This window comes from Deltaproteobacteria bacterium (genome assembly GCA_015233135.1).
In the GTDB taxonomy this organism is placed as follows: Bacteria; UBA10199; UBA10199; order JADFYH01; family JADFYH01; genus JADFYH01.
In genome coordinates this window covers 58,021-84,431 of the sequence record JADFYH010000002.1, presented here as the reverse complement: position 1 = coordinate 84,431, position 26,411 = coordinate 58,021, and the positions used below count along the sequence as shown (strand labels likewise).

The 26,411-nt window shown below is 43.9% G+C and carries 29 protein-coding genes and 2 tRNA genes; 19 read left to right on the top strand and 12 right to left on the bottom strand.

All coding sequences use genetic code 11. The features are described from left to right. Nucleotides 1-153: 153 nt before the first annotated feature. The 4 genes from HQM15_01160 to HQM15_01145 are packed head-to-tail and all read right to left on the bottom strand — an operon-like array spanning nucleotide 154 to nucleotide 2,702. Entirely contained in the window at nucleotides 154-915 is a 762-nt protein-coding gene (locus HQM15_01160) for a hypothetical protein (GenBank protein ID MBF0491374.1), read from the bottom strand. 40 nt (nucleotides 916-955) lie between these two features. Further along, a complete protein-coding gene (locus tag HQM15_01155; GenBank protein MBF0491373.1) occupies nucleotides 956-1,861 on the bottom strand; it encodes a class I SAM-dependent methyltransferase in 906 nt (301 codons plus the stop codon). Then, nucleotides 1,858-2,352: a GNAT family N-acetyltransferase gene (locus HQM15_01150; protein ID MBF0491372.1), complete on the bottom strand. Its 495-nt coding sequence runs from the start codon at nucleotides 2,350-2,352 to the stop codon at nucleotides 1,858-1,860. Before HQM15_01150 ends, HQM15_01155 begins: the two co-directional genes overlap by 4 nt. A gap of 14 nt (nucleotides 2,353-2,366) precedes the next feature. Next, complete coding sequence (locus HQM15_01145; GenBank protein ID MBF0491371.1) at nucleotides 2,367-2,702, bottom strand: hypothetical protein; 336 nt, start codon at nucleotides 2,700-2,702, stop codon at nucleotides 2,367-2,369. 413 nt (nucleotides 2,703-3,115) lie between these two features. Between HQM15_01145 and HQM15_01140 the strand changes: the two genes are divergently transcribed. The 17 genes from HQM15_01140 to HQM15_01060 all read left to right on the top strand — a co-directional run bounded on the left by HQM15_01140 (nucleotide 3,116) and on the right by HQM15_01060 (nucleotide 16,341). Further along, nucleotides 3,116-3,928: a transcriptional regulator gene (locus HQM15_01140; protein ID MBF0491370.1), complete on the top strand. Its 813-nt coding sequence runs from the start codon at nucleotides 3,116-3,118 to the stop codon at nucleotides 3,926-3,928. Beyond that, nucleotides 3,915-4,880: a nucleotidyl transferase AbiEii/AbiGii toxin family protein gene (locus tag HQM15_01135; GenBank protein MBF0491369.1), complete on the top strand. Its 966-nt coding sequence runs from the start codon at nucleotides 3,915-3,917 to the stop codon at nucleotides 4,878-4,880. The genes HQM15_01140 and HQM15_01135 overlap by 14 nt, the downstream gene beginning before the upstream one ends. Nucleotides 4,881-4,901: 21 nt before the next feature. Beyond that, nucleotides 4,902-5,864 carry a methylmalonyl Co-A mutase-associated GTPase MeaB gene (meaB, locus tag HQM15_01130; GenBank protein ID MBF0491368.1) on the top strand — a complete coding sequence of 321 codons (963 nt, stop codon included), beginning with the start codon at nucleotides 4,902-4,904 and terminating at the stop codon, nucleotides 5,862-5,864. 163 nt (nucleotides 5,865-6,027) lie between these two features. Then, nucleotides 6,028-6,101: transfer RNA gene (locus HQM15_01125), tRNA-Val, on the top strand. A gap of 92 nt (nucleotides 6,102-6,193) precedes the next feature. Further along, nucleotides 6,194-7,939 carry a threonine--tRNA ligase gene (gene thrS, locus HQM15_01120; protein ID MBF0491367.1) on the top strand — a complete coding sequence of 582 codons (1,746 nt, stop codon included), beginning with the start codon at nucleotides 6,194-6,196 and terminating at the stop codon, nucleotides 7,937-7,939. Nucleotides 7,940-8,077: 138 nt separating this feature from the next. Beyond that, nucleotides 8,078-8,608: a translation initiation factor IF-3 gene (locus HQM15_01115; GenBank protein ID MBF0491366.1), complete on the top strand. Its 531-nt coding sequence runs from the start codon at nucleotides 8,078-8,080 to the stop codon at nucleotides 8,606-8,608. Further along, nucleotides 8,601-8,801 carry a 50S ribosomal protein L35 gene (gene rpmI / locus HQM15_01110; GenBank protein MBF0491365.1) on the top strand — a complete coding sequence of 67 codons (201 nt, stop codon included), beginning with the start codon at nucleotides 8,601-8,603 and terminating at the stop codon, nucleotides 8,799-8,801. The genes HQM15_01115 and rpmI overlap by 8 nt, the downstream gene beginning before the upstream one ends. Nucleotides 8,802-8,813: 12 nt before the next feature. Continuing rightward, complete coding sequence (rplT, locus tag HQM15_01105; protein ID MBF0491364.1) at nucleotides 8,814-9,170, top strand: 50S ribosomal protein L20; 357 nt, start codon at nucleotides 8,814-8,816, stop codon at nucleotides 9,168-9,170. Between the two features lie 71 nt (nucleotides 9,171-9,241). After that, entirely contained in the window at nucleotides 9,242-10,303 is a 1,062-nt protein-coding gene (gene pheS, locus HQM15_01100) for a phenylalanine--tRNA ligase subunit alpha (GenBank protein MBF0491363.1), read from the top strand. 41 nt (nucleotides 10,304-10,344) lie between these two features. Continuing rightward, nucleotides 10,345-12,732, top strand: a complete 2,388-nt coding sequence (locus HQM15_01095; GenBank protein MBF0491362.1) for a phenylalanine--tRNA ligase subunit beta — start codon at nucleotides 10,345-10,347, stop codon at nucleotides 12,730-12,732. 35 nt (nucleotides 12,733-12,767) lie between these two features. Next, a complete protein-coding gene (locus tag HQM15_01090) occupies nucleotides 12,768-13,043 on the top strand; it encodes an integration host factor subunit alpha (protein MBF0491361.1) in 276 nt (91 codons plus the stop codon). A 96-nt stretch (nucleotides 13,044-13,139) separates the two neighbouring features. Then, nucleotides 13,140-13,523 carry a MerR family transcriptional regulator gene (locus tag HQM15_01085; protein MBF0491360.1) on the top strand — a complete coding sequence of 128 codons (384 nt, stop codon included), beginning with the start codon at nucleotides 13,140-13,142 and terminating at the stop codon, nucleotides 13,521-13,523. Nucleotides 13,524-13,528: 5 nt separating this feature from the next. Beyond that, a tRNA-Pro gene (locus tag HQM15_01080) sits at nucleotides 13,529-13,602 on the top strand. 157 nt (nucleotides 13,603-13,759) lie between these two features. Next, entirely contained in the window at nucleotides 13,760-14,500 is a 741-nt protein-coding gene (gene surE / locus HQM15_01075; protein ID MBF0491359.1) for a 5'/3'-nucleotidase SurE, read from the top strand. Continuing rightward, entirely contained in the window at nucleotides 14,463-15,158 is a 696-nt protein-coding gene (locus tag HQM15_01070; protein MBF0491358.1) for a protein-L-isoaspartate(D-aspartate) O-methyltransferase, read from the top strand. Before surE ends, HQM15_01070 begins: the two co-directional genes overlap by 38 nt. Further along, on the top strand, nucleotides 15,119-15,736 hold the full coding sequence (locus HQM15_01065) for a M23 family metallopeptidase (protein ID MBF0491357.1): 618 nt from the start codon (nucleotides 15,119-15,121) through the stop codon (nucleotides 15,734-15,736). Before HQM15_01070 ends, HQM15_01065 begins: the two co-directional genes overlap by 40 nt. 86 nt (nucleotides 15,737-15,822) lie before the next feature. Further along, nucleotides 15,823-16,341, top strand: a complete 519-nt coding sequence (locus tag HQM15_01060) for an adenine phosphoribosyltransferase (GenBank protein MBF0491356.1) — start codon at nucleotides 15,823-15,825, stop codon at nucleotides 16,339-16,341. A 194-nt stretch (nucleotides 16,342-16,535) separates the two neighbouring features. Here the strand turns inward: HQM15_01060 and HQM15_01055 are convergent, their stop codons facing one another. Together HQM15_01055 and HQM15_01050 are read right to left on the bottom strand one after the other, a co-directional pair. Next, a complete protein-coding gene (locus HQM15_01055; GenBank protein MBF0491355.1) occupies nucleotides 16,536-16,859 on the bottom strand; it encodes a hypothetical protein in 324 nt (107 codons plus the stop codon). Beyond that, nucleotides 16,856-17,860, bottom strand: a complete 1,005-nt coding sequence (locus tag HQM15_01050; protein MBF0491354.1) for a hypothetical protein — start codon at nucleotides 17,858-17,860, stop codon at nucleotides 16,856-16,858. The genes HQM15_01055 and HQM15_01050 overlap by 4 nt, the downstream gene beginning before the upstream one ends. Nucleotides 17,861-18,311: 451 nt before the next feature. Between HQM15_01050 and HQM15_01045 the strand changes: the two genes are divergently transcribed. Then, complete coding sequence (locus tag HQM15_01045) at nucleotides 18,312-18,518, top strand: helix-turn-helix domain-containing protein (GenBank protein ID MBF0491353.1); 207 nt, start codon at nucleotides 18,312-18,314, stop codon at nucleotides 18,516-18,518. 2 nt (nucleotides 18,519-18,520) lie between these two features. Here the strand turns inward: HQM15_01045 and HQM15_01040 are convergent, their stop codons facing one another. The 4 genes from HQM15_01040 to HQM15_01025 all read right to left on the bottom strand — a co-directional run bounded on the left by HQM15_01040 (nucleotide 18,521) and on the right by HQM15_01025 (nucleotide 22,378). Next, nucleotides 18,521-18,733, bottom strand: coding sequence for a DNA-directed RNA polymerase subunit omega (locus tag HQM15_01040; protein MBF0491352.1), 213 nt, complete (start codon nucleotides 18,731-18,733; stop codon nucleotides 18,521-18,523). Nucleotides 18,734-18,873: 140 nt separating this feature from the next. After that, complete coding sequence (locus HQM15_01035) at nucleotides 18,874-20,649, bottom strand: hypothetical protein (protein ID MBF0491351.1); 1,776 nt, start codon at nucleotides 20,647-20,649, stop codon at nucleotides 18,874-18,876. Between the two features lie 278 nt (nucleotides 20,650-20,927). Next, on the bottom strand, nucleotides 20,928-22,202 hold the full coding sequence (locus HQM15_01030; GenBank protein MBF0491350.1) for a hypothetical protein: 1,275 nt from the start codon (nucleotides 22,200-22,202) through the stop codon (nucleotides 20,928-20,930). 14 nt (nucleotides 22,203-22,216) lie between these two features. Continuing rightward, entirely contained in the window at nucleotides 22,217-22,378 is a 162-nt protein-coding gene (locus HQM15_01025; protein MBF0491349.1) for a hypothetical protein, read from the bottom strand. A 182-nt stretch (nucleotides 22,379-22,560) separates the two neighbouring features. On the opposite strand from HQM15_01025, the gene HQM15_01020 reads away from it, so the two are divergent. Further along, nucleotides 22,561-24,477, top strand: a complete 1,917-nt coding sequence (locus tag HQM15_01020) for a GMC family oxidoreductase N-terminal domain-containing protein (protein ID MBF0491348.1) — start codon at nucleotides 22,561-22,563, stop codon at nucleotides 24,475-24,477. Nucleotides 24,478-24,716: 239 nt separating this feature from the next. Here HQM15_01020 and HQM15_01015 read toward each other — a convergent pair whose 3' ends face one another. Continuing rightward, nucleotides 24,717-25,580 carry a DMT family transporter gene (locus HQM15_01015; GenBank protein ID MBF0491347.1) on the bottom strand — a complete coding sequence of 288 codons (864 nt, stop codon included), beginning with the start codon at nucleotides 25,578-25,580 and terminating at the stop codon, nucleotides 24,717-24,719. Between the two features lie 11 nt (nucleotides 25,581-25,591). Continuing rightward, entirely contained in the window at nucleotides 25,592-26,410 is an 819-nt protein-coding gene (locus tag HQM15_01010) for a YcbK family protein (GenBank protein ID MBF0491346.1), read from the bottom strand. Nucleotide 26,411 lies beyond the last annotated feature (1 nt).

Sequence of the window (26,411 nt, the reverse complement as noted above, 5' to 3'; positions counted from 1 at the left end):
CATCACTTTGTTGTTGAGCGCGGTCTAAGACTCTCTGACTCATATCTACACCACCTACTGACATAAAAACCTCCTTATTTTAATAACTGATGTTATTCAATTTCCACTGGCTCCCTTAACTTATTATCGAGTTCAGTCTCACTAGAGTTGCTTCTAGCCATTCATTTTTCCACTGCCCCGGCTTTGTTTTTGTAAATCCTTGAGTGAAACTGTAGGCTTCTGCTCAGCGCTGCTGGCGATTTTAGAACTTTTTACCAGTATTTCTTTGAGATCTTTCTTTTGCACATCTCCCACTTTAGGCCCTCGGTCATAGGTGGTGCTTACCTTAGCTTTATTTTGAGTGGTTTGTGCTTTATTAATAATTTCTTGGTAGGCCTTCTCCAGGGCCATTTCCCTCATTCGAGTGGGGGAAGGAAATTGATCCATTAACAATTTAAGATTTCTGCGAGTGCTTTCATCCACTAATATTCGATCCTCTTTAATTCGGCCTTGTTTTAACGATTCTTGAGTCCCTTTATCCAAATCCTCTTCACTAAGTTTTGTAGTAGAGGGAATGATATCTCGAACGAGAAATTCCCTCCAAATTTTCAGGTCATACCATCCATCTCGTATTTTCATTACATCGACAGGTCTTCGGATAAAACCTGTATATCGAAATTTTCCAAGGCTTAAGAAATTATCTTTAGAAAGTAAAAAGCTTGCATCCGGCTGTTTGAAGGGAAGGAAAGCCGCTTCCCAATCTTCCAGTTTATGCAGCACATTGTCGACAAATCCCGTGTTGTAGAGGTAGCGCGGGTCGGTGGAAAGGTAGCGAATGTATTCGCCTTCCAGTCCGGGAGGCAATTGGGTCTCTTTGGGGATTTGAGCCCAAATGAGTTCCATCTCTTTTTGGTTAGGATATTTTTCTGAGGTCATAAGCTTCCATTGTATAAAAATTAAAGGCAGAAATCTATTTCTAATTCTCAAGGGGCAGATCATTAATTGCCTTGTAAAAAGATATCAGGGTTTGCCTGTGATTTTCTATATCACTCAGCACTCTCTTGAGGTGTTTCTGATAAAATGAATTCATGCGCAGATCCTTAAATGAAAGTAAATTTCCCTCAGGATCTTTGTGTGTAAAAGGCGTATCATAAGTTTTCCCTTTTCTAAAATAGGCCTGGCTGCAAGGGCCTTGCTCGAGGGTTTCCTTTGTTTGATCTAGCTGTTTCCAACAGGCGAGACGCACACCAGATGACGGGATGAGATAATCATCAACAATGAAGGGGGTATTGTTTATTGCCTTTGGGTAAATATATTCTAAAATTGTTTCAGTGCTTTCGTAGAGGTCTGCATCCAGATGAACCAAACAAAATTTTTGGTTTTTGTTTTTTGTTAATTTTGGAAGCGTTTCTTCAAACCAGCCGGGGACAATTTCAATAATTGAATCAAGATTAAAATGAGTTCTTAATTGTTTGCATTGTTCGAGGTTGGCATTGAACATGCCTTCTGTAAAAAAGCTATCTTTATCCGAGGGCTTCGGTAGACCCTGAAAACTATCACACAAAAAAACCTTCTTATTGATTTTTTTTTCTTGAATATAAAGTGCAATGAAAAAAGACAATCCTCCCCTGTGTGAGCCGCATTCTATAATATCGCCTGGCTGTGTTTCCACTTCATGCATTAATTTCCATATTTGATGAGTGCGATGAATATCAAGTAGACTGTAGGCCCTTGTTTGTTTCCAAATTTCATCAAAGTGATCAATTCCGAGTTCGGAAGGGATAAGCTTAAAATTGGGATGTGGGAGGCTCTGCGCCGTTGAAAAAGGGTTGGCGCTGTAAGTGAGCAATATCCAAAATAGGTCAGTAGAAATTTGATTCATAAAAATTGTTCAAGATCCAGCAGATCCAGGCGCGCATGAGGTTTAAAGCCCAGCCTGTCGCTTGCTTTTACAGAAATCTCATTGGCAAAATGCACCATTCCCAAAAGCTTTTGTACGCCTAGTTTTTTTAGGGCTTGAATGGCTTTTTGTCGCAGTAAGGTCCCTACTTTTTGGTTCTGATAATTTGGATCTACATAGGTGCCATAGCCATAGGCGGTTTTAAAGCGCATTTGATAAGGGAGATTTTGTATGGCCCAAAAGATGGCACCCACGGCTTTGTCTTTATCCCAAGCAATCAGAATGCCTTCTTCTCGAGTGGCAGCGGGTAAAAAAAGAACGTCTACCATCCATTCGGCATTTTCAAGGCTGGGCAATATGTCATGCTCAAATTGGTCAAGATGCTGCAACAATTTCAAGCAAAGCTCAATCAACACTTGTCGATCTCCTGCCCGAGCAAAGCGCACTTCAATGGGAGTTGAGGCTGAGGTCATTTGGCTCGCTTTTTTTAAATGGAATACCCTGTGGGGACCTGACGTTCACTTAAATCGATGCGACGAGATTGCTGTACCCCATCCTGACGGGTCACAAGCGTGGCTTGATCAATGCTGTTATCATCTCCGCGCATGTTGTCGAGATAGGAAAACCATCTATCAGTCATTTGAGCGTCGTGTGCGTTTTCTTTTTCACGAATGGCACGATCGGCATCGGCGTTGTGTCTTTCGTTATCCGAAATGTGGATTTGCGCATCGGCTTGAAGTCGAGAGGATTCAATAGTCCCTTTCATCGCATTTTCCGAGGCTTGTTTGGTTGCCTCAGCTGCTGCACTTCCAGAGAAATACATGCCCGTTGCAACTCCTGCACCGACAATAGCACTAGCGCCAAGAGCAATCGCAGCAAGAACACCTGCACTAATAGCCATAAAAATCTCCTTCTTTCTATCGAAAAATAATCAATACCAATTAGCTTATCGGTATCAGTTTAGCCTAAAGTTTCTTCAAAAAGAATTTTTTTTAAGAATAACTGCATTTTTTTTGGGTGACCGGGAAATAAAAAAAGAGGCATCGCCAAAGGGACGGAACCCTGAGGGTAGCCTCTGATCGTGATTCAGTTCTTGAATATGCTGAATTTGATTTCTTAGTCAAATATCAATAAATGAGCACAGGGTTGTTAAGTTAATAAGTGATTTACTTGATATATTATTACAATAGGGCTAATTAAATTAGCCCTATTGACACTTAATATCAGGTATTGTTTATGAAGGTCACGAATTTTTTAGAGAAGCATCCTGTTTTTACTAGCACTGAATTTGCTACTTGGCAGCAGCAGAATGGGGTGACTAGCGGATGGACGCGAAAGGCCTTGCTTGCACATCATTGTAAGCAAGGGCACATTTTATCTATACGCCGAGGTCTGTATGCCAGTGTGCCTTTGGGAGCAGATCCAAAAAATTACTCGGTTGATCCCTACCTGCTAACGGCTAAGATGAAAGAAGACGCAGTGCTTGCGTATCACACGGCCTTGGAATTTTATGCCAAGGCTTATTCGGTTTTCAATCATTATTACTATCAAACAAGTAAGATTGTGCACCCTACTGTATTTCGTGGCTGTCATTTTGTAGGGCTTTCATTTCCAAAAAGTTTAGTTAAAAAGAATAAAGAATTATTTGGCGTAAAGACAGAAGAACGCTTGGGGCTTGAAATTCATGTGACAAGTCTCGAGCGAACGCTTGTGGATGTGCTCGATCGACCTCAGCTGGGGGGTGGCTGGGAAGAAATCTGGCGTTCCTTAGAATCTGTAGAATATTTTGATCTCGAATTGGTAATTGAATATGCATTGCTACTAGGCAACGCTACAACTATTGCCAAGGTGGGATACTTTCTGGAACAACATCGGGAAACATTGATGGTAGAGGATAAATACTTGCGAAGGCTTCAAAAATTTTGTCCAAAGCAGCCAACCTATCTGAAACGAAACAAAAAAAGTAAACTGATCAGTAAATGGAATCTCATAGTTCCACTGAGTCTTGTCGAGCGCAGTTGGGAGGAGGAATCCTATAAAAATCTCTAAAGAAAAATTGATTACTGAATCTCAAGCCACAGGATTTAGACCTGAAATTTTGGAAAAGGTCATCCATTTGCTGAATCTTCTCGATGGCTTTCAAAGTCATCCTTTTCTTAAAAATCGCTTTGTTCTCAAGGGTGGAACCGCACTCAATCTTTTTTTCTTCGACTTACCTCGTTTGTCTGTGGATATTGATCTGAATTATATTGGAGGCTCCAGTCGCGAAGTAATGCTTGCTGAACGCCCTAAGATCGAACAGGCAGTGCAAGCAGTTTGTTCCCGCGAGGGGATGCGTGTTACCCGACAACCCACTGAGCATGCAGGTGGAAAATGGCGATTGCAATACGACAGTTCGTTGGGAGAGGGTGGTAATATAGAAGTAGATCTCAATTTTGTATTTCGCGTTCCCTTGTGGTCTCCTCTTTTACTGGAATCCAAACGAGTCTGTTCTTATTCAAGCAAGAAAATCCCGGTGCTTGATTTACATGAGCTGGCGGCAGGTAAGCTTGCCGCCTTACTTGCACGTCAAGCAAGTCGTGATCTCTTTGATGCTCATTTGCTTCTTACCCAAGGCAATCTTCAAAGGGATAAACTTCGTTTGGGTTTTGTTTTATATGGCGCTATGAACCGACGCGATTGGAGAAAAATTTCTACCGATGATCTCGACTACAACGTACATGAACTTAAAAATCAGCTCATCCCCGTTCTCAGAAACGGTTTTTTGCCGAAAGAAGAAGTAAATTCCTGGATAGAACGCCTAATTAAAGAATGTCGAACAAAACTCGAGATTGTATTGCCTCTCACTGAACTGGAAATCGAATTTCTAAATGCAATACTTGACCACGGAGAAATTCGGCCTGAGTTATTAACAGAGAATCAAACGCTGATTCAGTTGATACAAACTCATCCCTTGCTTCATTGGAAATCAATGAGTGTGCAAAAAAATAAAAACAAATGATTTCGAATGACGGAATTTCCTATGCAAAATCTTATTCAAAAAAAGCTTTCCGGTGACCGAGTAGCCTTGTCGCGACTCATGAGTTATATTGAAAATAGACCTGAGCAGGTTTCGGCAATTTTAGCCAGCATTCATCAATTTTTAGGCAGGGCGGAAGTGATTGGGATTACGGGGCCTCCTGGGGCAGGGAAGTCGACCTTGGTGGATCAGATGATTGCGCATTATCGGGCCTTGGGGAAAAAAGTGGGGGTGGTGGCGGTGGATCCTTCCAGTCCTTTTACCGGCGGGGCTTTGCTGGGGGATCGAGTGCGGATGATGGACCATGCGGAAGACGAAGGGGTGTTCATTCGCAGTCTGGGGTCTCGCGGGGCTCTGGGAGGTTTGTCTCGGGCGACGCGCAATATTGTGCGTTTGATGGATGCCTTTGGTTATGAGGTGGTGATTGTGGAGACGGTGGGGGTGGGGCAAACCGAGATGGATGTGTTGGAAGTGGCCCATACGACGGTGGTGGTTTTAACCCCCGAATCGGGAGACACGATTCAGACCCTGAAGGCCGGCCTGCTCGAAGCGGCGGATGTGTTCGCCATCAATAAATCGGATCGGGACGGGGCCCATAAGATTTATCAGGAACTACTCAGTATGATTGAAATGGGTTCCTCCACGAAACCCAAGGTGCAGGGTTGGAAGATTCCTGTTTTACAAATTCAGGCATTGAAAAACATAGGGATAAGCGAACTCCGTCAACAGATAGACGAGCATTATCAGCAGGTGATTCAAAGTCCCTTGTTCCAACAGAAACTTCAAAAAATTAGATTGTTAGAATGGGAAGAGGGGTTGCGTGAGCTTCTTCATCATCGCCTGCAGAAAATTTTAAAAGAAGATTCAGGCCTGGCCCAGTTGAAAAGCGAAGTCGAGCAGGGAGCCAAGAATCCTTTTGAAAATTTAATGGAATTAGAAAAAAAGATACAGATTTCTGTGGGTTAGCTTAAATTTGGCTTGACCTATGCATAGATCTTCAAGTACCGAGTACACCCCCTCTTACATTAAGAGGGGGCGGGGGGAGTTGTAGCAATTGGATGCAATTGACATAACTCCTCCCGACCTCCTCTTAGCTTAAGAGGAGGAGAATAGGGATAAAGTTTATCTTAGGCGCGTAGCTCAGCTGGTTAGAGCGCATCCTTGACATGGATGAGGTCAGCGGTTCGATCCCGCTCGTGCCTATCCGCTTTGCACTGGCAAAGCCAGATGCAAAGCTCTAGTCAGGGGGAGACCCTCTCCCCCTGACTACCCCCAAATTGGAGCAAATTGATTTTATGGTATGCAGAGAAGGAAAAGAAAACGATTCAAATGAAATTTTACGCCATTCGGCCGCCCACATTATGGCAGATGCGGTGCAGCGGCTTTTTAAGGGTGTGAAAGTTACGATTGGCCCCACCATCGAAAACGGATTTTATTACGATTTCGATTCTCCCAAGCCTTTTTCCACCGAAGATCTGGAACTCATCGAAAAAGAAATGCAAAAAATTGCGGATGCGAATTTATCGTTTACCAAAGAAGAAGTGAGCCGCGAGGAGGCCATCGCCTTGTTTCAGAAGATGGGTGAGAATTACAAGGTGGAGATTATTGAAGGTCTTGATCTTCAAGAAAAAATTTCCTTGTTTCGGCATGGTGAATTTGTGGATTTATGCCGAGGCCCCCACATCAGCAAAACGAGTGAACTCAAGGCCTTTAAGCTTTTAACAAGCTCGGGATCTTATTGGCGCGGGGATGAAAAAAATGCACGTCTACAGCGTATTTACGGAACGGCCTTTACGACGAAAGAAGATCTGGAAGCCTATCTGGAGAAGCTTCGAGAGGCGGAGGCGCGCGATCATCGTAAGTTAGGCGTGGCTTTAGATTTATTTTCTACTTTGGAAGAACGGGGGCCAGGTCTCATTTTGTGGCATCCCAAAGGGGCGCGCATTCGCGGGGTGATTGAAGATTTCTGGCGTGCAACACACCGTCAACGCGGCTATGAGTTGGTATTTACACCTCACATGGCAAAGCTAGATGTATGGCGCACCAGCGGGCATGTGGATTTTTACAAAGACAGTATGTACTCGCCCATGGAGGTGGAAGGACAAGACTATGAAATCAAGCCGATGAATTGTCCTTTTCATATCATGATTTTTCAGTCGCGCATCCACAGCTACCGAAATTTACCCATACGCATGGCAGAACTGGGTACGGTCTATCGTTTTGAGCGCAGTGGAACTCTGCACGGATTGATGCGGGTGCGCGGTTTTACTCAAGACGATGCCCATATTTTTTGTACCCCCAGTCAGATTGAAAAAGAAGTCTCCGATGTTTTGGACCTAGTGGTTTATTTTATGAAGACCTTTGGGTTTAAAGAGTATGAGGTCTTCCTTTCTACCCAACCTGATAAATACGTAGGCACTGATGAAAACTGGAAGATTGCCACGGAATCGCTTCGCTCTGCCTTGGAGAAAAAGGGTTTCAAGTACGAAGTGGACCCCGGCGAAGGTGTTTTTTACGGGCCTAAAATCGATGTGAAGGTAAAAGATGTTTTGGGGCGTATGTGGCAGTGTTCTACGGTTCAAGTGGATTTTAATTTACCCGATCGTTTTAAAATTGAATATGTGGGTGAAGATGGAAACAGGCATCAGCCGATTATGATTCATCGGGCCTTGATGGGTTCTTTGGAGAGATTTTTCGGGATTTTAATCGAACAATATGCAGGGGCATTTCCACTCTGGTTGGCACCGGTGCAAGTGAATCTCATTCCCATTGCGGCCGATCAAGTGGCTTATGCGGAAAAAGTGAAAGAAAGACTTTTGGAAAAAGGCTATCGTGTAGAGGTGGATGCCCGATCTGAAAAATTAGGTCTGAAGATTCGAGAATCGCAAATGCAGAAGATTCCCTATATGGTTGTGATGGGCGCCAAAGAAGTAGAGGCGGAGCGCTTGAGTGTGAGATCTCGCGTGAAGGGAGATTTGGGGCAGATGGATTTGGAGCAGTTTTTGCTTGAGTTAAGTCAGCAGATGGAATTAAAACAGTGATCGCTCTTTCCCCTCTCCCTTGAGGGGAGAGGGCCAGGGAGAGGGTGATCTCGAGTGTACGTTAGATGTCCCCCTCTCCCTAACCCTCCCCCTCCAGGGGGGAGGGGACTAACAGCAAATTCTAACAGGAGGTGTTGTATTTCAAAAGAAGCTCGTGTGAATGTGAATCGCCGTATTCGTGCCCCTCAGGTTCGTTTAATTGGTTCAGATGGATCTCAGTTGGGGGTTTTTATTACTCCAGAGGCCTTGAAACTTGCCGAGAATGAAGGATTGGATCTGGTTGAGGTGTCGCCGAATTCGAATCCTCCGGTTTGTAAGATCATCGATTACGGTAAATATAAATATCAGCAAGCCAAGAAAATTCAGGAAGCCAAGAAGCATCAGACGGTCATTCATGTCAAAGAGGTTAAGCTGAGACCGGCAACCGATCAGCATGATTTCGATTTTAAAGTGAAACATGTGTTGCGTTTTATCGAAGAGGGAGACAAAGCCAAAGTAACAGTGACTTTTCGTGGAAGAGAGATGGCCTATACCGATAAAGGTAGGGAAATGCTCAAACGTGTGCTTGCTGTGATTCAAGATCATGTGCAAGTGGAAAGCCCTCCCAAAATGGAGGGGAGAAATATGTTCATGATCGTTTCACCAAAGGGGAAAAAGGAACATGCCTAAGTTAAAATCAAAAAAAGGAACCAAGAAGAGAATTAAAATTACCAAAACGGGTAAGGTTTTGATTGGCAGAGCCAATAAACGCCATATCTTAACCAGTAAACCAAAAAAGCGAAAACGTCAGGCGAAGGGTACAACGGTACTTGCGAAGGCCGATCAAAATCGTATTCGTGATTTACTTCCTTACGGAAATTAAGAAAGGATCTTTATGCCAAGGGCTAAGCGGGGCTTTAAAGCCAGAAGAAGAAGAAAAAAAGTATTAAAACAGGCTAGTGGATATCGTGGAGGACGTTCGAAGTTGTTTAGAACGGCACAGGAGGCGGTCGATAAAGGTTTGCAATATGCCTACAAAGATCGCCGTCTCAAAAAACGTGATTTTCGTGCGATTTGGATTATGCGTATTAACGCGGCAGTTCGAGAAGCGGGACTCAGCTATTCCAAATTCATCAATGGATTAAAGAAGGCCAGCATTCTACTCGATCGTAAAGTGCTTTCCGATATTGCCATTCAAGATGCCTTGGGATTTGGTAAATTGATTGAGAGAGTCAAGGCAGCTTTGGCTTAATGTTAAAGATTAAATTGAATTAAGGGTAGCCTCTTTTCAGAAGCTGCCCTTCTTTGTTTTTTTGTGCCTCCATGCTACAAAAAATTTCTGACCTCAAACAATCTGCCTTTGCCGAACTTCTTCCCTTGAATTCGGAAGAAGAAATCCTTTCCCTCAAGGTAAAATATTTGGGCAAAAAGGGACTGCTTACCAATTTGCTCAAGGATGTGGGACTGCTGGATCCTGCTCTACGGCCTCAAATTGGACAGGCGAGTAATGAATTCAAGAAGGCCTTGGAGGAAAAAATTGGGCTGCTCTTGTTGTTTAAAAAACAACAGGCCTTGGCCGAGAGTCTGGAAAAGGAAAAATTGGACATCAGTCTTCCGGGAACTCCTATCGCTCAAGGCAGCTTTCATCCAGTCAGTATTATCCTGAAACAGATCTCCGATTTTTTCATGCGTCTGGGCTTTGATGTTTTTGGCGGGCCCGAAGTGGAAAACGATTTTTATAATTTTGAGGCCTTGGGACTTCCTCCCAATCATCCCGCAAGAGACATGCAAGATACGTTTTATTTGGGGCAAACCCCCGCGCAGAATTTTGGCGGAGCCGAAAATTCTGCTTCGTCAAATTTGCTTTTGCGTACTCATACTTCTCCGGTTCAAATTCGGGTGATGGAAAAAACGCAGCCTCCCATCCGTATGATAGCGCCCGGCGTGGTTTATCGCCGTGATTCCGATTTGTCGCACACGCCCATGTTTCACCAGGTAGAGGGTTTGGTGGTGGATGAACAGATTCATTTTTCCGATTTAAAAGGCCTCTTGAAACTTTTCTTGAAAGAGATGTTTGGCGAGGAGGTGAAATTGCAATTCAGACCCAGTTTTTTCCCCTTCACCGAACCCTCCGCAGAAGTGGATATTTCTTGTGTTCTTTGTAAAGGTTCCGGTTGCCGAGTTTGTAAAAACACGGGTTGGATTGAAATTTTAGGTTGCGGCATGGTGGATCCCGTCGTGTTTTCTCATGTGAAATACGACAGTGAAAAATATAGCGGGTTTGCCTTTGGAATGGGCGTAGAACGCATTGCCATGCTGAAATTTGGCATTGATGATCTGAGAGCTTTTTTTGAAAGCGATGTGAGGTTTTTGAAACAATTTTGAAAAGTCCCCTCAAGGGAGGGAGAGCTTCCTTGAAGTAACTTATGAAAGTCACCCTCAACTGGCTAAAAGAATTTGTCGAGATTGATCTGAGCGCCAAGGATTTAGCGTCGCGGCTTACCTATGCCGGCCTTGAAGTAGAGGGGATTCAGGAAGTAGGGAATTTTCCGGAAACTGTCGTTGTTGTTAAAATTTTAAAAATTGAAAAACATCCGGGTGCCGATCGGCTTGCTTTGTGTGAAGTGAGTTTGGGGGAAGAAATTCGCACGATTGTGTGTGGCGCTAAGAATATGAAAGAGGGAGACTTAGTCCCTCTGGCCTTACCGGGAACTGTCCTTCCTGATGGTAAAAAAATTGAGGCCGGAAAGATTCGCGGGGTCGTGAGTGCAGGGATGTTGTGTTCGGAAACCGAACTGGGTTTGGCGGAAACTGCTTCGGGTCTGTTGATTCTCCCTCAAAATCTAAGGCCTGGAATTGCATTAAAGAAACAACTACCCCTTTCGGATGTAGTGTTTGAAATTAATGTTACTCCCAATCGTGCCGATTGCCTTTCTATTTTAGGCATTGCCAGAGAAATTGCTGCCTTGACGGGAAAGACCTTAAAGAAAAATAATCCAAAATTTCCTGTGGCTGATTTTAGCAGTGAAAGTCGCATCCAGATTGAACTGAAAGACGATACCTGTCCTCTTTATATTGGGCGTGTCCTCTTGGATGTGACGGTTGCCGCCTCTCCCCTGTGGGTTCAGAAGCGTCTCGAATGGGTAGGTCTAAGATCCATTAATAATATAGTAGATGCGAGCAACTATGTCCTCATCGAACGAGGTCAGCCTCTGCATGTCTTTGATTTGGACAAAATTGAAGGGGGCAAAATCTGCGTACAAAAATGGAATCCTTCTTTAGGAAAAATAACGAGCTTAGATGGGTCAATTCCTGAGTTGACTCAAAAGGATTTGGTCATTTGCGACAGCTCGAAACCCTTGGCCATTGCGGGAATCATGGGCGGTCAAAATTCTGGGGTGAGTGAGCAAAGCAAAAATCTGCTTTTGGAAGCCGCCTATTTTGATCCAGCGACCCTCCGCAGTTCTTCTAAGCGTTTGAGCCTTGCTTCCGAATCGAGTTATCGCTTTGAGCGAGGGGTAGATCCTGCGTCCGTGGCTGCTGCATCCGAAAGATTAGTGGAACTGATTTTGGCCTGGGCGGGGGGAAAAGCTTCTGCCCAGGCGCTTGAAAAAAGAAGCAAAAATTATGCATCTAGAAAAGTAAGTTTGCGCAAAGAGCGATTGGATAAAATTTTGGGAGTGGAGATCCCTGCTGAAAGTATCGTTTCCATTTTAAATGCCCTGGAATTTTCTCCCTGTAAAATTTCTTCTCAAGTTTGGGAATGTGAAATTCCAAGCTATCGACAAGATTTGGAACGTGAAGTTGATTTGATCGAAGAAATTGCGCGTCTTTATGGCTACGATAAAATTCCTGAAACCTTGCCTGTCAGTGGTTACAAAGCGGGCAGAGATTACATGAGCTCCCCTCGCCTGACGGCCGCTAAAAATTTTCTGGTCGCCCAGGGATTTAGCGAACTGATCCACTATAGTTTTATTTCCCATCAGGAGATTCAAAAAAGTGCTGTTGAATGCAGCAATATTTTATCTCTGCAAAATCCAATTTCAGATGAACTCTCTACGCTGCGCCCTTCTTTGATTCCCAGTCTGCTTGCTTCGGCAAAAAAGAATTTTTCTTTTTCAAATTCTGATCTTCGTTTTTTTGAACTTCGTAAAATATATCAAAAAAATAGTCAGGGAGAAGTGGAAGAGAGACTTTCTTTGGCCCTATTAGTGTCGGGGAATAAGCGGGAAGCTCATTGGCGAGGAAGCCGACAGAAAATGGATTTTTATGATCTGAAAGGATTTGTTGAAGCCCTCTGGACTTCTCTGGCTTTGCCGGCCTTCACCCTAGAAACAAGCAGGCGTGGGAGTTTTCACCCTGGGAAATCCGCAGAATTGTTTGTAAAAGGACAGATGTTTGGAGTGTTTGGGGAGCTGCATCCTCAAGTGGCGGAGGCATTTTCTTTGAATGAGGCCGTATCTCTGGCCGAGCTGGATTTTGAAAAAATGCTGGGATTTCCAATAGCATCCGTGGGCTTTAAAAAGCTTTCCCGCTTTCCTGGGATTGGGCGCGATCTAACCCTGCAGGCTCCTTTGGAATTAAGATCGGACAAGCTTTTGGAAACCATGGATCAAATAAAAATAGAGTACTTAAAGGAAGCGAATCTGGTGTCTTATTTCGACAAAGCGCCTATCCCCGAAGGAAAAAAAGCGTTGACTTATCATTTGTATTATCAAAATGAAGAACGCACCTTAACCGATGAAGAAGTGAATGAAATTCACAACAAAGCAGTAAGAAAACTGCTTGCCCTTTTACCCTTGGAATGGAGATGATTATGGAACAAGAAGAAAGAGTCCCCGAAGGGACCATGACCAAAGCCGATATCGTAGAAGCCATTTATGAGAAAATAGGATTTTCAAAAAAAGAATCTGCGGATATCGTGGAGTTGGTCTTTGATGGGATGAAAGAAACTTTGGAAAAGGGTGAGAAAATTAAAATTTCTGGTTTTGGAAATTTTGTGGTGAGAGCAAAACGTCCGAGGGTAGGTAGAAATCCTCAGACGGGTGAAGAAATAGAAATTTCGGCAAGGAAGGTATTGACTTTCCGCCCTAGCCAGGTGCTGAAAGCAGCACTCAACAAGTAGTTACTAGTGAGCAGTTATTAGTTATTAGTGTGTGGAGCTTGGTGGGAGCGCTTAGCCACTGATAACTGGGAACTGGTAATTAGCAACTAGTCCTCTATGGTGATTGAAAATACTCAAGTTCAAATTCCCGATAAACTCTATTTCAAGATTGGTGAAGTGGCAAAACTGGTAGGTGTTAAGCCTTATGTCCTTCGCTATTGGGAGACTGAGTTTCCGGAAATCAGGCCAGGGAAGAGTCAGACGAATCAGCGTTTATACAAGCGCAAAGAGGTGGAAACTGTTTTTAAGATAAAAGAGTTGCTCTACAAAGAAAAGTTTACCATCAGTGGAGCGAGAAAGCGTTTGAAAGACATTGAGCGAGGGATGGTGGTTCCTGAAGAAGAAGCAAAGCAAATGCCTCTTTTTGCTGCCCCTGAAAACAAGGATTTCTTTGTAAAGCTCAAGACAGAGTTAAATCAGATGCTGGAGATGATACAGTAGTTTTTCGGGGCGTAGCGCAGCCTGGTAGCGCACTCCTTTGGGGTGGGAGTGGTCGCTGGTTCAAATCCAGTCGCCCCGATTAGTAAATAGCGAACAAGGTGAGCGAGAGGGGAGGCTCACGAGGCTTTGCCGAGTGAGGGGCGACGCGAGCCCCTGTGAAAACCGTCGCTGGTTCAAATCCAGTCGCCCCGATTAATTTGTTGGGAGTAGGTTTTGAACCTATTCCCTTTTTTGTTATGCTTATTTTAGTCTCCAACGATGATGGGGTTTATTCCCCAGGGATTCGCGCCTTGGCCAAAGCGCTGAAGCAAATAGGCGAAGTCTGGATCGTTGCACCCGATCGTGAACGCAGTGCGGCCTCCCATTCTTTGACCATTCATAGGCCTCTGCGTATTCAAAAAATTTCTCCACAGGTTTATGCGGTTGACGGAACTCCTACCGATAGTGTCAATTTGGGAATCAATGTTCTCTTGAAAAAGAAACCCGATCTTGTGGTCTCAGGAATTAACAAGGGGGCAAACATGGCGGATGATGTTCATTATTCAGGTACGGTTTCTGCCGCGGTTGAAGCCTGTTTGATGGGCGTGCCTGCGATCGCTATATCGCAAATATTTGGGAAGCGTTTTCTCTTTAACCCTGCCGCCCGTTTTGCGGTAAAGTTGGCCAAAAAAGTCTTAAAAGAGGGTTTGCCTCGGGGAATGGTGCTCAATGTGAATGTCCCCAATGTTCATGAAAAAGAAATAAACGGTTTTGAATGGGTAAAACTGGGGAAGAGAAATTACGGAGAAGCACTCATTGAAAAGCTGGATCCACGGGGTAGGCCCTATTATTGGGTGGGGGGCGATCAAAGTGGTTTCGTGAATATTCCAGGATCTGATTGCAATGCAATTCACGAAAATAAAATTACAATTACTCCACTCCAGATCGACATGACCGATCATGCGGCTATTAAAGAATTTAAAAACTGGAAAATCTAGGCACTCCCTTCATTCCTTTAGTCACGAATATGCGGTTGCTCGCCGTAAGATGCTGGAAGAACAATTAATATCCCGAAATATCCACAATGAACGAGTGTTAGAAGTGATGGCAAAAATTCCCAGACATCGCTTTGTGGAAGAAGCCCTGGTGAGCCAGGCTTATAGCGATTCCCCCCTGAATATCGGATGGGGACAAACCATCTCTCAACCTTATACCGTGGCTTTGCTGGCCCAAGCCCTGGAACTCCAGGGCAATGAGAAGATTTTAGAGATAGGCACCGGCTGTGGTTATCAAAGTGCAGTCCTCTCCCAACTCGCCGATCAAATCTATTCGATAGAACGCTTAAGCCCCTTGTTACTCAAGGCCCGCAAGCATCTCAAAGAACTGGGCCTGCAAAATATTATTTTAAAATTAGGAGATGGCTCTTTGGGTTGGCCTGAAAAAGGCCCTTTTGCTGCGATTGTCGCAGCGGCAGTTTCTCCCGAAGTCCCTGAGCCTTTAGTACAGCAACTTTGCGAAGGAGGACGTCTGGTGATGCCGATTGCCCACCAGGGGAAACAATTTTTGGTTTATATCAAAAAAGAAAAGGGGCACTTAAAAAAACAGATGATCGAAGAATGTCGATTTGTAAAAATGGTGGGAAATTTTGCTTATTAATTTTCGAGGTATTTCTGCAGAAACACCCTCTAATCAAATCTTTTATCCTCCTCCTCTTTTTTAGCCTCACTCTGAGCGCCTGCTCCGACTTTGCCAGCATCTTCAAAAAAAATGCAGGTTACTCCAAAAAAAGTTCCGGTAAAAAAGCAGACAAAGCTAAAATAGCTGCTCCCAATCGTAAAGGTAAAAAAGGCAAGGTCTTGTCCGGATATTTCATTTGGCCTTTGGAAGCGGAAGTGAGTTCTCCCTTTGGAAATCGTAGTGGTCATATGCACGATGGCATTGATATTCGTTCACCGGAAGGCACTCCCTTTAAAGCCGCGGCTGCGGGAGAGGTGGTGTTTGCTGCTGTATTTCAGGGCTATGGGAATCTGATTTTAATCAAACATCCCAATAATTATTTTACTGCGTACGCCCATTGCTCAAAAATGAAAGTCAAGGAAGGCGATCAGGTAAAACAAGCCCAGGTGATAGGCGAAGTAGGAAAGACGGGCCATGCCACGGGTTTTCATCTTCATTTTGAAATTCGTTATGAATCCACGCCTATGGACCCCCTCGATTTTTTGCCGGATCGCTGAAATGAGGCGCAAAAGTTTTTTGTCTTGCGAAATTATTGGCTTCAGCTAGGAGAAGCTCTCCTAATCCCACAGAAAGGATGCCCCCCATGATCGATTTAAAGAAAATTATTCGCGACGTTCCTAACTTCCCAAAACCAGGGATCCTCTTTAAAGATATCACCCCGCTGCTGGCAAATGCAGAGGCCTTCAAGCAAGTGATTGATTCTTTTGTAGAGCGCTATAAAAATCAAAAACTGAAGGCGATTGTGGGTGTGGAGTCTCGAGGATTCATCTTCGCCTCGGCTTTGGCCTATGCCCTGAACACCGGCGTGGTGCTCATCCGCAAAAATGGAAAACTTCCGGCAGAAACCATCAAGCAAGGCTATTCTTTAGAATATGGAAAAGATCATATTGAAATTCATAAAGATTCGATTTTACCTGGTGACCAGGTATTGTTAATGGATGACGTGCTCGCCACAGGGGGCACCGCCAATGCGTCTTGCGAGCTCATTCAAAAAATGGGGGGCAAGCTTTTAGAGGTGGCCTTTGTCATTGAGTTGGGCTTTTTAAAGGGAAGGGATAATTTGAAAGGAAAAGAAATTTTTTCTCTCCTGCAGTACGCCTAATTATTTTCGCCTCCGTAGCTCAGGGGATAGGGCAGCGGTTCCCTAATTCAATCTGTATATATCTCGTTAAAAATCAATAAGTTAGATTTTATTTTTGTTTGAAGATAGCTTCGTCCACCCGGGGACGGAGTGCTATATTTTCCAATTCAATCCCCAAGCGAAGAGAGGGAGCGTAAAAATCGAGGATGAAATATTCAACACTCTTCATAAACTTCCAACAAAACGAGCTCAGGGATTTTTTCGGCGAGCATTTTTTGGAGGGGTACTGCTCGAGTAGTTTCATTAATTAATAACAGTATTTTATATTGTTGATGTTCGGGATAGTTCCAGTAATTATCAGAGTCATTATAATTAAGATAAATGCAAAATCTCTCTCCCGAAATTTGACCAGCAAAGTAATAAGGTTGTTCATCCGCTGTTTCGTGTTCCGCAAATTGAAGGTCTAAAATGGGCTCTAGCATTTGTTTTACTTCAACTTGATCTTTCGAGTTGTGACCGTAGACCAGAGAATTTTTCATTTCTTATCTCCAAATTTTATATACTCGCCTCTGCCTGCAACGGAAGCTTCACTGTCGTATATCATAAGGCTTACATCTCTATTAGAAAAGCTTCGCAATGATTGAATGCTGTCAAATAGGTTTAATTTTTTTAGAATTTGTTTTTGTCTAAAAAAATCTGGATCCAAAGGCCCAGTCCTAGTTTTCCCCTCCCTCAATTTCACTCCCATTTCCTCAGCCCTTTTGAGCAACTTCGGACTCACCACCGTCAAATCCAAATCACTCCTCTTTCCCGTATCAAAGGGTAAACCATTTTTATGTTTCACCCCAGTGACCGAACTCCCTCTTAACACTCCAATTGCTTCAGGGTCAGCACTTTTTTGGAGGCCTTCTCTAAAAAGATTTCCAAATTCTTCAAATTCTTTGCTGTTGTTAAAACCCGCTGGAATTCTTTCATACAACTGAACTGAAGCTTGTAAGGTGCTGCTTGCAGCTGAAGAAGGTGAGGCGATCTCAGCGCCCGTTTCTGCTAATTGAGAAACAATTTTCGATTCCGCAATTTCTGCCTTGCTAAAGACAGAAAGTTCTTTTGTGGCAACGCTTGCACCTTTCAATTCCCCCGCACCATAAAATAAGGACGCAACGTTAAAAGTTGTCTCGCCCCAAGCCTTGGCCCTCACATTGGGGTCACTACTTTCAAAAGGCTTTGTGAATTCGTTCCACTCGTGCTGAACAGCGTTGCCCAGTTTTTCTGTCCCTTTTGAAATCTCTTCTTTGGGCTGACTCCAAAGCCTTTGCAGATCCTTGTACCCCTGCTTTGCTTCCTGATAAGCGGCTTCTGCTTTTTCTTGAGGATGAGAAATAAAATCGGCCGCTTTTCCCAAGGCATCCAAGCCTTGTGTGGCGGGGAGCAGAGAGAGCTTGGCTAGGCCTTTGGCGGTGTCTACAACTCCTTGCCCTATCCCGGCATAAAAATAGAAGGCTTGCTTGGCACGGTCTTTAAAAGAGAGTTGAGTTTCCATGCTTAGTTACAAAGCAGGAACTGTGCTTGTTTGCTGAAAAGAAAGAGTTGATGAAAAATGAGGGGTTATTGAATTTGTGAAAAAATGGAGCGTATGGGAATCGAACGAGTGTAGGAAAAATGGAATGCGTTGAATAATGTGAACTCCCGAAAATGCTCTCGCATTTTCTTCCCTGTCAAAAAGAGGGGAGGTAAAAAATAATCACCCCTCTTCAGAGGGGCCGGGAGAGAATAGTCTTGTTTGTCCAGGGAAGTGGGCTCGAGTCAAAAAAATGTCAGCAATGTGGGTAAAAAATGCCTTTTATTCAAAAAATGTTTGGAAAGTACAGTCCGATTAAGATGTGTAACTATTTAAAATATATTGATTTTAGTAGAAAACGCAAAAATGGCTAAAATTGGTATATCTCTTGCTTCATAAACAGGGTACACAAGGGAGGTTCTTTATGGATAAGATGGCGGATTTTGTAGTGGACCAAAGTCGGAAAGAGTTCCTAAGCATTAAGGAAGTGGCCAATAGGCTAAGTTTGCATGAGATGACCATCTATAGGTTGATCAAAAGCAAAAATCTTCCTGCTTTTAAGGTGGGTGGGCAATGGAGGATTCAGCAGCAGTATTTAGAAAATTGGCTGACTTCCCATACCAACACCCTTACGGACTAGGTCTATTCGTCGATGTTTTGAGGAAGGGTGTCCGAGTCTACTCGTACATATCCTTCCGCTATTTCGCGTAAGGCCGTGACGATATCTTTGTTGTCACAGTCAACGAGAACTTCGGAGCCTTTTACAATTTGTCTGACGCGACGGGCGGTCAGGTGAACTAAACCAAAACGGTTATCAACATTTTCTAAACAGTCTTCTACGGTTACGCGAGCCATATTTTCTCCTAGGTTGAATGCGGTTTGAGTTTGTAGCAAAAAGAAGTGATGCTTGTCAAAACTAGTTTTCTTCTCCAAAAAAAAGAAGGCCTTCCGAGTTCGAGAGCGGAAGGCCTTCTTTTTTTATATCTCCTCTTATGTTATCTCATTCCCCGAACGATGTCCATGCTGGTCTGATGTTCAGTGGAAAGATAGTTGTTTGCAAATTCTGCCACACGATTTTTCTGTTCGCTGATATCTTTAATAAAGCTGGTCAACATTTGAATACTGTCATTTACTTCTTGAACATTTGCTTGAAGTGCTGCGGTGTTAGATTGTGGATTTACTCCATTTTGACCTGCTGTCTGGTTTTGATTCTGATTCATTTGCATCATCATTTGTTTACGTGATTGTTGGAGTTGCACTAATTGTTGAGTGAGCATGCCGGTCATTTGAGTGGATTGTTTGCTTTCTAAGTCGGAGAAAAGCAGCATTGCTACATCGATGTTTCCAGTTTTCAGTGCGACCAGAAGCTGCTGCAAGATTTTATCTGTCTGACTATTGCTGTCGTTGAGGCTTGCCTGTTGTTCACCGCGTTGAGTTTGAGAAAGCATAAAATCCAGACTTTGATCGCTTTGAGGGATGGCTTGAGGCATAACTTGGGGAATCACAGAGGCCAAAGAAGAGGCTGTGAAGGCAGGGGTATAAGTGGGTATGCTCATAGGCGCTTGAGCGCTTGCCACAGGAAAATTCGAATAGGTGGGGGGGTAAGGATTGACCAGATTAGGATAGCTGGCAATGTTGTTTGAATTTGCAAATCCAAATACCCCTCCTGGAACTTCGTAGTCACCGACTGTTCCCGCGATAGCTCCTTCTCCTTGATGCCCACTGGAATTACGGGCCACATTATCCGCATCAAAAGTTTGACCTAGTAAACCTCCAGGCATACGGCCATCTGTGTCTATGCCTTCAGCAGGACTTTTAACGTCAGCATCAATGCGTCCATCCACTAAACGTTGGGTGATGGTATAGCCTTCACCTGTTTTGAGGGTGAGTGTTTTTCCATCTTCAGAGAGAAGGGCATGACCTCCATCTGCCAGAGTTTCCATAGCACCGGGTTGGAGGATTTGCCCATTGATCGAAGCTGTTCCTTCTTTTGAAAATTGAATCTGGGAAGTGCCACGCCAGCCTTGCAAGGTAATCCCTGTTTGTCCAATCACCGTTGTGCCCTTGCCGGCATCATCAAAACGGGCATTAAAATTCAAATTGTTATCGTCCAGCATGTTGTAGGTTTTTCCGGCTTCACCCTGAACATCAAAGTGTCCACCATCGGGATCTACAAAATGAGGGTCACCCCATACCTTGGCCGTTTCATTGGCAGCGATTCCTGCCGTGGGAGCCCAGCTGGGAGTTTGTCCCACAAAATTTGTTCCAGGAAAAGAAGGCACATAACCATTATTACTGGGAACAATGGGAGTATTCATGCCGATGACGTTGTATTGAGGGAGTGTGCTTCCTGCAATCTGGTTGAAAGCAGGGCTATCAAAAGAAGCTGGAGTTGTGAAATTCACATTTGCATTTTTCATCTCCATGTACATGCCTTTCATTTCAAAGGGATTGAGTCCTGTTCTGCCCTGAGATTGAGCATTCCGTACATAACGTTCATAAATGTTGAATTCGTTTCTAGCTTCGGGGGTCATTCTGTAGTTGTTGTCTGTCGTAAACTTTTTAAGGTCGATGTATTCGCTGCTAGCGGCATGGTTGTCGGAATCGCTAATCCCCTTAAAGATAGTCTGCATCATTTCTTCTCCACTAATCAGAGGATGCAGCATCTTGGTTGAAAAGTCGTGTTTGTCTTTCAATTCTTGAATGGCCTCGCCTGAACTTAAATCGTTGTAGAGGTTTTGGCTTCCGTCTCGGTTGGCTAATGAAATCATTTTAGGCTCCTTTTTAAATTTGTTGATGTTTACGCTTTCTTGTAAATGCCAAGAAGATGCCAACTCGTCCTGTGTTTTTTTTGAAAAAAAACTTTGTCTTTTTAGTGGGTTATATTTTGATGTTCTTTAAGTCGTTTTTTTCCAGTTCGAATTTCGGACGCTTGAGTGTTTTTGGGGTTTGAAAATGAAACGCCAAAAACAGGAGAGCCTCATCCCTAATCAGGACAAGGCTCTCACTGCGCCTTCCACATCGGTTATAACTCACCGAGTGAAATTTTTTAGAAGGGAAAGCAACTCGAAAGCCATTGTATTCCTTGGTTAAGCGGGACAGGTATTTTTTGCTGGAGATTATTCCAAGTCTCTTGCAGCTTTTGAACACCAGGAATTTGAGGAGCAAAGTTGAGGGCCGTATTGAAGAGGGGCATAAAATTTCCTTTGGCCGCCGAGTAAATGCTTCCAAAGGCAGACCAGCCTTTGTTGAGAATGTCCCCCACTTTTTCAGGGAGTGCCCCAGTGAAATTCATGAGCCCGCCGAGGCCCCCCATGATATTCCCTTTTGCAAAGGATTTTACGGTGTTGAAGGCATTCATGCCCATCTGAACTGCAGATCCCAAGGCAGGAACAGCGCTTGCGAGATTTGAGGCCACATTTTTCAGAAAACCTTTCCAATCTCCATGGACGATACTGTTGAGCCCGTTGATGGCCGCCAAACCTAGGGAAGCAATCGTTCCAATGCCGGGGATCATCTTTAAAATGGGCGCGACTGCATTGACCACTTTGGTGACAGCAGAGACCACTTTTTTAAATGCCCCTCCCAGTTTACTCCAAAAACTAGGGAACATTTTACTGTAAGAGTTTGCCTTGGCCTCCCATTGCTGTTTTTGGGGTTCTAAAACACTTTTGGAGGTTTCCAGGGCCTGATTGGCTTGCAAGGCTTGAGGACTATTCTTGCCGTAGAGTCTTTCCATCTCTTTTGCATTTTTTTCCAAACTTTCTAAACGGGTATTTAATTTATCAGCTGCTTGTTCATGAAGTTTTGCCAAGCGCTTGGTAAATAAAAACTTCATATCGCCTTTCCCAAGGCCCAAACGATCCTTTATTTTTCCAACGAGATCCTTTTTCTTCCCTTCATCCAGGTTGGGATCATTCATGATGTTTTCAATTTCACGGGTGACTTGCTGAAAATTGATGGGAGGCTTGCCGTCTTTGGCCCGGTCGGCATTGATGTCATTCAACTTTTTTTGCTCTTCCACATTTGGGGTATAAATTTGCTGCTGCAGCTCGTTGTTGACCTGGGCGACAAAGCCTTGTTCTCCTTGAATACCTTGAACTCCTTGAGTCACTTGGTTTTGTGTGGCAGCAGAGGAAGGCTGTGCTTGTCCACTTTGTAAAAGATTTTCAAGGCGTTTGGTAAAGCTTCTGGCAAAGTTTCTAGAAAGGATCTGAGCATAATTTGGACTCAGCTCATTTGAAATTGAATTTGTGCAGAGGTTTGGAAAGGTGGCTGTATAAGCTCTTCCCATCAAGATCTGATTGAAATTGATGATATTCATCACTTCCCCCTTTTTTAGATGCGGGTAGAAATTGAAATACTGCGCTGCAAAATTTTTATTTTTTGATCGACCCCGTAAAATTCGCCGCGCTTTACTCCTTCCAGCAGCTCTTTATGAAGTTTTTGAACTATTTTTTGGCTGTCACTGGGTGACCTTGTTTTTTGTGTAGTTTCCATGCCCGAGGAAAATGCAGAAGCGATGCCAAAAAATGTTAAACAATGTTAATTTTTGATTAATTAAATTATTCCATAGAGATTAGGAGATAATATTTGAGATCTTGAAAAGAATCGCTCATAATCAAGATGTCTGAAAATAAAACGGGGGTTCGATTTTCGAACGTTTTCGGGGATATTCAATTATGAGTAAACTCTTTCAATTCAAGTCAAAGGAGAGAAAAATACTTCAGGCTTTGGTGGATCTGCTGATTCCCAAGACAGAGAAACTTCCCTTTTGCTGTGAAGATTTACAACTCGTCGATTCTTTGGAGAGATCTCTTCAGTGTTGCCAAGCCACTATGCAACAGTCCTTCAGGCTTGGATTAAAATGGCTGGAGTGGGGGGGGCTGCTTCGATTTTTAAAACCTTTTTTAAAACTTCAGCCTCTTCAGCAAGAAAAAGTTGTCCAATCTTTTTATTATTCTCATTTTTATCCCAAAAAGATCCTTTTCAGACTGCTGGAAGCCAAAATTATCTCTCAATATTACAGCCAAAAAAAGGTAGAAGAGGCCCTGGGTTTTTATCTTAAAAAGCCGCGGATTCCCGCTTCTCCCGCACTTCATTCCGAGAATGTGCTTCTTCATTCGGATAAAGATTTATCCCTCGATTGCGAGGTGTGCGTGATTGGCTCAGGCGCAGGGGCAGCTCCTCTAGCTGCCGAACTGAGTGCCCAGGGTTTGAAAGTGGTGATCCTGGAAGAAGGTGGGCGTTATGATCTGAATGATTTTAAAGAGCCTATTGGAAAGCGCATCAGTCAGATGTGGAGGGAGTCGGGTCTCTTTGCGGCCTTGGGTCTTCCTCCTGTCCTTTTACCTTTTGGACGTAGCGTGGGGGGCACCACGACCATCAACTCCGGGACCTGTTTTCGCCTACCGGATAAAGTGATCCAAAAATGGAATTCCCAATATGACCTGAAAGATATTTCATCCGAGGGTTTGCGGCCTTATTTTGAAAAAATTGAGTCTATCCTGCATGTGACCCCCGTGCCCGAACATCTTTTAGGGAATAGCGCCAGAATCATACAGCGCGGTTTTCAAAAAATGGGCATGCAGGGAAAGCCTCTGCTTCGAAATGTGATTAACTGCGAGGGAAGTGGTGTTTGTACTTTAGGTTGTCCCACGGATGCCAAGCAAAGTGTGCAACTCAACTTCATTCCTCAGGCCCTGCAACAAGGGGCTCGCCTGTTGGCTCAATGTCGAGTGGAAGAAATTGTTCATGAGAAAGGAAAGGTGCGGGAAGTGCGGGCACAATTTGTAGATCCTCTGACGGCTGAAAAAGGGGCCATGGTCAAAGTGAAGGCCAAGGTGTTTGTGCTTGCTGCCGGCAGTATTTTTTCTCCTGTACTGCTCAAAAAATCAAAGTTGAATTTGGCCGAGGTGGGTAAGAATTTAACGCTGCATCCTGCGGGCAAGGCCTTCGCTTTATTTGAAGAGGAAGTGCGGGGTTGGGAAGGAGTACCACAAAGCTACTATTGTGAAGACTACAATGACCAAGGCATCATGTTTGAAGGAATTTTCACTCCTCCCATCGGAGGGCCTTCCATCTTGTTGATGGGGCTTGAGCATAAAACGGTGATGGAGCAATTCGATCATCTGGCCTGTTTTGGTTTCATGATTAGCGATGACACGCGAGGCAGTGTTTATTTGGGCCCCAAAGATTATCCGATGGTTTTGTATAACCTGATAAAAAGCGACGTGAAAAAATTCATTCAGGGTACTCGCCTCTTGTGCAGGCTTTTTTTTGAAGCGGGCGCAAAAGAAGTTTACACGCCCTTCCATCCCATGCCTGTCTTGAAAAGCAGAGCGGACCTGGAAATTTTTGAAAAATTGGAAGTGACAAAAAAGGATATGGAGGTGCTGGCCTTTCATCCCTTGGGCACTTGCCGCATGGGGACAGAGGCGGAAGATTCGGTCGTCAATTCTTTTGGAAAAGTTCACGAGATGGACAATTTGTTCATTAGCGATGGCAGCATCTTTCCCACTTCTCTGGGAGTAAATCCTCAAATGACCATCATGGCTTTTTCGCTGCGGATTGCGGATTATATTAAAAAGAATATTTGAGTTTCACCCTCTCCCTGACCCTCTCCCCTCAAGGGCATAGGTATCTACACATCTTTTGGTATTGCCCCCTCTTAAGCTAAGAGGGGGTTGGGGGAGTTATGGAAAACCTTGCAAAATTCAGGGCTTCTCTAATTTGCAAAATCTTTCATAACCCCTCCTAACCTCCCCTTAGCTTAAGGGGAGGGATCAGCAAGAGTAACAAAATTAGTATCTTGCTGACTTGTGTAGATACCTATGCCTCAAGGGAGAGGGGAAGGTCTTCGTGTCAGCAGAATACAAGAGACAATAATAAGCACAGACCCCATCAGCGAATACAAATCCGGACTTTCTTTAAAGAGAAAGATCCCCCACAAAAAAGAAAATAAAACACCACTATAGTTGATGGGTGCAATTACCCAGGCCTCTTCGTATTTGTAGGCGACGGTTAGAAAAAGTTGTCCCAAGGTGCCCGCTAATCCAGATAAAACAAGCAATATCCAGATGAAGGGAAAAGTAGCGCTAAAATGATGCAGCATCCAGGGGAATGAAAAAACACTGCTCACCGCCGCAAAGTACATGGCCATGGTAAACGAAGAATCGGTGTTGTGCAGTTGTCGAATGGATAGATAAGCCAGCGCCGCCATAAAACCACTCAGCAAACCGGCGACGTAGGCAATGTTCAAATGGCTAAAGACGGGTTTGATAATCAGTACCACCCCCAGCAAGGAGACGGCACTCAGAAAGAGCGAATAAGCGCTGGGCCTCTCACCCAAGAGGAATGCTGAAAGCAGGGCGACAAATATGGGTGAAGTCTGATTCAGAATGGCGGCATCTCCCAAAGGGATTTTGGAGACCGCATAAAAATTCAGGCTTAAGGCCGTAAATCCCGCCAAGGCTCTACCCAAAAGCAATAGAGGATGTTGGCCCACAAAAGAGATTTTATTTTTGAACATGAAAATAGCCAGGATGCTTGCTGTAATAATGGAGCGACAAAAAATTGCCTGACCCACACCCACCCGTTGCAGTGCAATTTTAACAAAGGCACCCATGAAGGAAAAAAAGACGCAAGAAAGCAGCATGCAGAAGATTCCATTTTTGAGCAGTTTGTGTTGGGGAAGGTTCATGTGTGGTTAATCTATTTGTTTTTTACGTAAAATTCATTGCTGGAGTAAATTTTAGAATCATCCTTTAAAGCAAATAGAATACGATATTTGCCCGCTTTCAGATTTTTGGCTTCCAGTTTAAAAGAGGGTTCGAATTCCATTTTTTTTTCATTCTCCCACTTGCCGCGAAAAAAATGTTGAAGTGTTATTTTAAGTGATTGTTCACCCTCTCCCCGGCCCTCCCCCGTCAAAGGGGAGGGAGAAGTATTCCAATGGAGTAAAACTACATCATTCAATAAATATTCATTCTTGTCCGAAGTTAATTGCCACTCTGCTTTGGGCTCTAGCACCCCAATCAACTTGCGTTTACTTTTTTCCGACCCTTCACTCCAAGCGCGTACAGGCCCAGTATCCATGTGCACGAAATCCAAAGGGCCATAATAACCTACGCCCCCCAGTTTTAAAGAGAGTAAATAATCTCTTAGAGTTTCTTCTCTTATTTCATCCAAATGGATATCCAGGGCTTTTCCTTGAGTGTGAAAACTGACCGGGCTGACGTTGTGGCCTGTGTTTTTGAGGCTATTATTGAATTCCCTGGTTCGAAAAGCAGAAATGATTTCGACGGTATCGACTTTAAAATGATCTTGCAGATGATCGGCCAGTCTTAAAATATTGAGGTCGATGGGGGTACTGATCCCGCTGTCACGGGACCTTAAAAAGGTATTTATTTTTTCGAGTGCTTCCGGAATAGGTTCTCCTTGGTCTTCGTATTGAATTTCTAAAAAATCACCCAGATAATAATTGTAGAGGCGTAGTTTCCCATCGTGGGGCAGGGGGGGTGCGTGAGGCATG

Coding starts and splice junctions, on each gene's coding strand:
- HQM15_01150 (MBF0491372.1), bottom strand. CDS start 2,352: ATGACCTCAGCCTCAACTCCCATTGAAGTGCGCTTTGCTCGGGCAGGA.
- HQM15_01010 (MBF0491346.1), bottom strand. CDS start 26,410: ATGCCTCACGCACCCCCCCTGCCCCACGATGGGAAACTACGCCTCTAC.
- surE (MBF0491359.1), top strand. CDS start 13,760: ATGCTTATTTTAGTCTCCAACGATGATGGGGTTTATTCCCCAGGGATT.
- HQM15_01095 (MBF0491362.1), top strand. CDS start 10,345: ATGAAAGTCACCCTCAACTGGCTAAAAGAATTTGTCGAGATTGATCTG.
- HQM15_01030 (MBF0491350.1), bottom strand. CDS start 22,202: ATGAATATCATCAATTTCAATCAGATCTTGATGGGAAGAGCTTATACA.
- HQM15_01045 (MBF0491353.1), top strand. CDS start 18,312: ATGGCGGATTTTGTAGTGGACCAAAGTCGGAAAGAGTTCCTAAGCATT.
- HQM15_01145 (MBF0491371.1), bottom strand. CDS start 2,702: ATGTATTTCTCTGGAAGTGCAGCAGCTGAGGCAACCAAACAAGCCTCG.
- HQM15_01085 (MBF0491360.1), top strand. CDS start 13,140: ATGGTGATTGAAAATACTCAAGTTCAAATTCCCGATAAACTCTATTTC.
- HQM15_01020 (MBF0491348.1), top strand. CDS start 22,561: ATGAGTAAACTCTTTCAATTCAAGTCAAAGGAGAGAAAAATACTTCAG.
- HQM15_01155 (MBF0491373.1), bottom strand. CDS start 1,861: ATGAATCAAATTTCTACTGACCTATTTTGGATATTGCTCACTTACAGC.
- HQM15_01090 (MBF0491361.1), top strand. CDS start 12,768: ATGACCAAAGCCGATATCGTAGAAGCCATTTATGAGAAAATAGGATTT.
- HQM15_01015 (MBF0491347.1), bottom strand. CDS start 25,580: ATGAACCTTCCCCAACACAAACTGCTCAAAAATGGAATCTTCTGCATG.
- rplT (MBF0491364.1), top strand. CDS start 8,814: ATGCCAAGGGCTAAGCGGGGCTTTAAAGCCAGAAGAAGAAGAAAAAAA.
- HQM15_01035 (MBF0491351.1), bottom strand. CDS start 20,649: ATGATTTCATTAGCCAACCGAGACGGAAGCCAAAACCTCTACAACGAT.
- pheS (MBF0491363.1), top strand. CDS start 9,242: ATGCTACAAAAAATTTCTGACCTCAAACAATCTGCCTTTGCCGAACTT.
- HQM15_01025 (MBF0491349.1), bottom strand. CDS start 22,378: ATGGAAACTACACAAAAAACAAGGTCACCCAGTGACAGCCAAAAAATA.
- HQM15_01160 (MBF0491374.1), bottom strand. CDS start 915: ATGACCTCAGAAAAATATCCTAACCAAAAAGAGATGGAACTCATTTGG.
- HQM15_01140 (MBF0491370.1), top strand. CDS start 3,116: ATGAAGGTCACGAATTTTTTAGAGAAGCATCCTGTTTTTACTAGCACT.
- HQM15_01040 (MBF0491352.1), bottom strand. CDS start 18,733: ATGGCTCGCGTAACCGTAGAAGACTGTTTAGAAAATGTTGATAACCGT.
- HQM15_01050 (MBF0491354.1), bottom strand. CDS start 17,860: ATGGAAACTCAACTCTCTTTTAAAGACCGTGCCAAGCAAGCCTTCTAT.
- HQM15_01065 (MBF0491357.1), top strand. CDS start 15,119: ATGTCGATTTGTAAAAATGGTGGGAAATTTTGCTTATTAATTTTCGAG.
- rpmI (MBF0491365.1), top strand. CDS start 8,601: ATGCCTAAGTTAAAATCAAAAAAAGGAACCAAGAAGAGAATTAAAATT.
- HQM15_01055 (MBF0491355.1), bottom strand. CDS start 16,859: ATGAAAAATTCTCTGGTCTACGGTCACAACTCGAAAGATCAAGTTGAA.
- thrS (MBF0491367.1), top strand. CDS start 6,194: ATGGTATGCAGAGAAGGAAAAGAAAACGATTCAAATGAAATTTTACGC.
- meaB (MBF0491368.1), top strand. CDS start 4,902: ATGCAAAATCTTATTCAAAAAAAGCTTTCCGGTGACCGAGTAGCCTTG.
- HQM15_01060 (MBF0491356.1), top strand. CDS start 15,823: ATGATCGATTTAAAGAAAATTATTCGCGACGTTCCTAACTTCCCAAAA.
- HQM15_01070 (MBF0491358.1), top strand. CDS start 14,463: ATGCGGCTATTAAAGAATTTAAAAACTGGAAAATCTAGGCACTCCCTT.